The following is a 5050-nucleotide window of genomic DNA, read 5'->3' as shown; positions in this document are numbered from 1 at the left end:
CCCAATTGAGCATTATTGGTTTAAGATTAAGCATTTAGTTAGAAAATATAGAAGAAAATTTGAAAACATTACAGACGCCCTAGCTTATGTGCTAAAAACTGTCTCAACCTCTTTTGCCTAAGCTATAGCATTAACTTGTCTTTGATATTCATAAATACATTTTTCATATTTTTCTTTACATTAGTGATTAAAGTCAGACCTTTTTCAGGGAGTATTGCTATAGTATAACCGATATTAGTAAGATTTTTGGGAGAGTTGGCAAAAGATAGATATAAAATTATTCTGTCCTTTCATAAAGTTGCCAATACTCTCAAAACATGCCTAATTATCGCTACTACATCTTTTACATTTTGTATTCATAATTTACCTTTTGGGACTTCTTTAACATCATTTTAGCAAATTATCTATTTTTTATAGCAACGCTCCCCCTTATTATTCTGGCTTTCAAATCTGCTACCCAATAGAAGCAAACATGGTGTAAAGAGCAGTGTGAGTAATGTAGCAAATGCAAGCCCCCCTGAGATAGAAGCAGAAAGCTGCCTCCACCACTGACTTGAAGGAGCATCGTATAATATTTCAAAATTAAAGAAATCTATACTAAGACCAATAACCATTGGTATAAGGCCGAGAATCGCCGTTGAAGCCGTCAATAAAATCGGCCGGACCCTTTGCGCACCAGTCATCAATAGGGCCTCCTTCACAGCAACCCCCTCCCTTCTAAGATGCTGGTATGTATCCACAAATATTATATTGTTATTCAATACTATCCCAGCCAAGGCTATGATACCTATTCCGCACATTACAACCCCAAACGGCTGCAACGATATGATCAATCCGAGTAATACCCCAATTGTAGATAAAAATACCGCACTCATTATAACAAGCGAATGGTATACGCTGTTAAATTGCAACAGCATCACAACAAACATCATTAGTAGTGCAACCAGAAATGCTTTCATCAAAAACATACCTGATTCCTTCTGATCCTTATCATCCCCCTCGTAACTCACATTTATCTTTTCTGGCAAATTAGAGCTTATAATTGTTTTGATCTCTTGCAACTTTTTATCAGCTACAATACCAGGTACAACATCAGATTTTATGGAAACTGTAATCCTCTTATCGACACTGTATATATTTTTCACCTCTGGTTTTGGTTCTATTCTTGCTAAAGCTGTTAGTGGAACACTTGTTCCGTCATATTTTACCACAAATATGTTTTCCAATGTAGACAGCGTTCTCTTTTCTTGAGGAACTCTCAAGTAGACACCTACTTCATCATCCATATCATATGGCATATAAGATGATATCTTCAACCCATTTGTAATAAGTTGGACAGTGTTACCAAGAGAATTTATATCAACTCGATACATTGCAGCCTTTTGCCTATCAAAAATCACATCCCACTCTATAGACGGTAGCGATAATGAGCTTTCTATGTACCTAAGCCCTGCAACACCTTCAAGTTGCGCCTCAAGCTTTTTAGCATACGAGCTTAAGAGCTCATAATCATTAGAGCTAAGATTGATAGCGATCGGCTTTGAGCCACCAGGCCCTTTCTGCGCTTTCAGTATTTGATATTTGATTCCGCTCATGTCGGAAATCCTAGCACTGATATCATCAAATATCTTTGCAGCCTTCCTTCTAATTTTCCAATCCGTTAGCTCTATATTAAGTACCGCAATTGTGTTATCATTTGTACCATTTTTTTCAGAACCAAAACTTCCACTCTTTGCATAAAAAACTTTAATATCTTTTATATCAAACAACCTATTTTCAACTTCTTGCAATATCGTATCTCTTTGATAAATAGACAAATTACCACTACTTTCAATTGTAATAGTTGCAGAAGACGGCTCAACATTTGGAAAAAATTCTGCACCTACACCCAATGCGAAAAAAATTGTTGGGATAACAACTAGTACCGCCAGCGAACATAATAGAAATTTTTTTGGATGATCGAGGATCGAATGCAATACACTAACATATTTTTTGAGCAACCCCTTCATATTTTCTATATCTACACGATCCGAGGCCTCTAATAACTCGGCCTTTTTCTCATTAATTCTATAAGGCTTCATCAAAGAGCCTATAGAAGGCTGGAAGAGCAGCGCAAATAATAAAGAGTTAGTTAAAATGATTATAACAGTTATAGGCATAAACTTCATGAACTGCCCAACTATCCCAGGCCAGAAAAGAAGTGGCAAAAACACTATTAATTTTACAACTGTGGAGCTAATTATTGGCCAAAACATCCTAGTTGCCGCCTCTATAAATGCCTCTTTAGGCGCAGCACCTCCCACCATCTTTCTATCAGCATATTCGCTGACCACTATTGCATCATCAACTATCATCCCAACAGTGAGTATTAAGCTAAAAAGCACTACTATATTAAGTGTATACCCAACAGCACTGATTATTAATATTCCACATAAGAATGACGTAGGTATAGAGATTGAAACAAGGAGTGCTGGCTTAGGGCCTATTGCGATCATTATTACAACCATTACTAACAACCCAGCCAGTATCAAGCCATTTTCTAGCTCTAAAACCATATCTTTAATATTTTGAGATTCATCACCAAAAAATATTAAATTAAGATTTGCAGGGAAAAGATTTGCATCTTCCTTTATTACGGTTTTGACCTCTTGAACAGTTTCTATAATATTAGCCCCTACCCTTTTAGAGATATCAAGAACAACGGCGGATTTCCCATTGACCCTAGCTATATTTTGCACATCCTCATAAGACCTCCTGATCTCTGCAACATCACCAAGGGTTATCACACCATTTTTTCCAGCCTTAATTGGAATCGCAGAAAGCTCTGCAAAATTCTTAATTAAACTCGGTATCTTAATTGAAAATTCACCGCCATTATTTCTGAGTGTACCAGCTGCCACAAGAGTATTGTTTGATGAAATAATGCGTGACAAATCCTGTGTTGAGATACCATAATGCCTTAAATCATCTGGATTAACTATCACTTCAAGAGAATCCTTTTTATCTCCAGCTATTTCAACCTTCAGAACACCACTCAGCGCCTCCACCTTATCCCTTAATTTTCTTGCAAGCTCAATTAAAGTCCTCTCTGGTAAATCCCCACTTAGTACAACACTAAGCACTGGTTGAAGGCTAAGATCTATCTGCCTTATCAATGGCTCATCAGTTTCTTTCGGTAATTTTCCTCTAATATCACTAATTTTATTTCTCACATCTTCTAATGCCTTATCTTCATTCAGCCCTGCATAAAATTCTAATATAATACTCGCAGCCCCCTGTTTAGCATAGGATTGCATCTTCTTTAATCCATTGATGGATTTTAATGAATTTTCCATTGGCTTTAGGATAATGCGCTTCGCATCATCTGGCGAGATACCTCTATGAGTAGCTATAACGTGTATAAACGGTATCTTCACGTCAGGATTGCTCTCCTTCGGTATATTAATATATGATAATAAACCCTGAATTGTACAAAGAATCAATAAGAAGAACACTACAGTTCTTTTCTTTACAAAAAACTCTATGAAAGAGTGTATACCAGTCATCTTCTTATAAAATTTTTCTCATCAACCTTTTATCTTACCTCCATAAAAGAAAAACAAAACCTTCTCAAGTGGATTATATTCATGATAGTCTTTGTCCTTTGGAAATTCTAATTTATATCTTGCATTAAGCTTGTTATTCACTGACTCCACCTCATACGCATCTGACGGAATATCGGCCCTTCCATAGTATTCAGTATACACTATGTACGCAAAAAGGGCAAAAGCCAACAACGTTGTTACTCTGCTATTAAAGCTTAGCATGAAACAAAATAAAATTACTTATTATATCTATAACAGATAAATGTTATATTGCATAAGGCCTTCTGCAGATAAAATGGTTTTTATAAAAACTTTAGCTCTTTATATCCAAAAAGCATCTTGACCTATAGCTGCTTATAGGTTAGCTTACCGCGTTCTTTTTTATGCTCTATTTACGATGCAGGTTGTCTCTTCTTTAAAATCAAGAAAAAAAAGGCATAAGGACTGTAAGTTAATCAGAAGAAAGGGTGTGACTATTGTGATATGCAAAACAAACCCTAGATTCAAGGCAAAACAGGGTTCTTAGTCTTTGCTCAAGTGGCCTTGAGGGGTGTTCGTTGAATTAGTTGTTTCACCTGGATTGCTCCATTATGAGTACACCTCTAAAGTTATGCTCGAGAGGGTGGATGGGGTTGTGCATGGTAGTATGAGGCAGCTCTTGTGGCTTTTGGAACATAGGAGCACGTATACCTGTGGTGTATCCACCACACAACTTGAGGCTTCACAGCTGCAGCATCTTGGCCTAGATTTTATACATACAGAGCGCGGAGGCCGTGTGACACATCATGGGCCTGGGCAGAGGGTTATCTATTTTGTGATAGACCTAAAGAGCGTCTTAGCACCTCCTGATATCAAGCTATTTGTGAAGAGATTGTCAGCAAGCGTTATATCATCACTGCGTGGCCTCGGCGTGGAATCATACTATAATAAGGATGAGATAGGAATATGGGCAGGAACTTATAAGATAGCATCAATAGGACTAAAGGTAAAAAAAACAGTTGTATATCATGGCATAGCCATCAACATCTCAAATGATTTAAACCCCTTTAAGCTGATCAATCCATGTGGACTTGATTCAAGCAGTATTACCTCAGTTAAAACCCTTGGTGGTAACGCGGATATGCGCATCTTTGATGATCTATTCTTACATCATTTTAAAAAAAACTTTCAGTGCACATACGTATAAATACATAGTTTTTTGAGCTATCACTCTGAAAGTAAGTGAGCAAAAATTATACATTATTAAAAATGATCTCTCAAGAGAAATATAACTAAGACGCTATAATGCAGCACAACTTTATATAACGCCCTGTAAGATAAGAAAATTGATAATAAAAATTGGGTATTGCCTAGCAACTATAGACATAATCAAGTAATGTCAGTAGTATTAGAAGTGGTAAGTAATACAGTGTGTATCAATGTCTATAAAATGTAAAGCATGTGGATCTAATAAAAGCGTCAAAAAT

3 protein-coding genes are annotated in these 5050 nt (G+C 36.5%); 2 read left to right on the top strand and 1 reads right to left on the bottom strand.

Annotated elements, in window-relative coordinates; all coding sequences use genetic code 11:
- Positions 1–404 precede the first annotated feature (404 nt).
- Positions 405–3545: an efflux RND transporter permease subunit gene (locus M1V25_RS10095; protein ID WP_236867251.1), complete on the bottom strand. Its 3141-nt coding sequence runs from the start codon at positions 3543–3545 to the stop codon at positions 405–407.
- Between the two features lie 436 nt (positions 3546–3981).
- Here M1V25_RS10095 and ykgO point away from each other — a divergent pair, with 436 nt between their 5' ends.
- Both ykgO and lipB read left to right on the top strand, forming a co-directional pair.
- Positions 3982–4110 (top strand): type B 50S ribosomal protein L36, encoded by a 129-nt coding sequence (gene ykgO / locus M1V25_RS10090; protein ID WP_236867249.1) that lies wholly within the window; start codon positions 3982–3984, stop codon positions 4108–4110.
- Between the two features lie 24 nt (positions 4111–4134).
- The gene (gene lipB, locus M1V25_RS10085) at positions 4135–4770 is read left to right on the top strand and encodes a lipoyl(octanoyl) transferase LipB (protein WP_236867248.1); all 636 of its coding nucleotides are present in this window, start codon (positions 4135–4137) and stop codon (positions 4768–4770) included.
- Positions 4771–5050: the final 280 nt, after the last annotated feature.

The organism is Candidatus Nebulibacter yamunensis (genome assembly GCF_024208055.1).
In the GTDB taxonomy this organism is placed as follows: Bacteria; Pseudomonadota; Gammaproteobacteria; order Francisellales; family Francisellaceae; genus Caedibacter; species Caedibacter lacustris.
The sequence above is the reverse complement of the archived record's forward strand: the minus strand, read 5'-3'. Positions and strand labels throughout refer to the sequence as shown.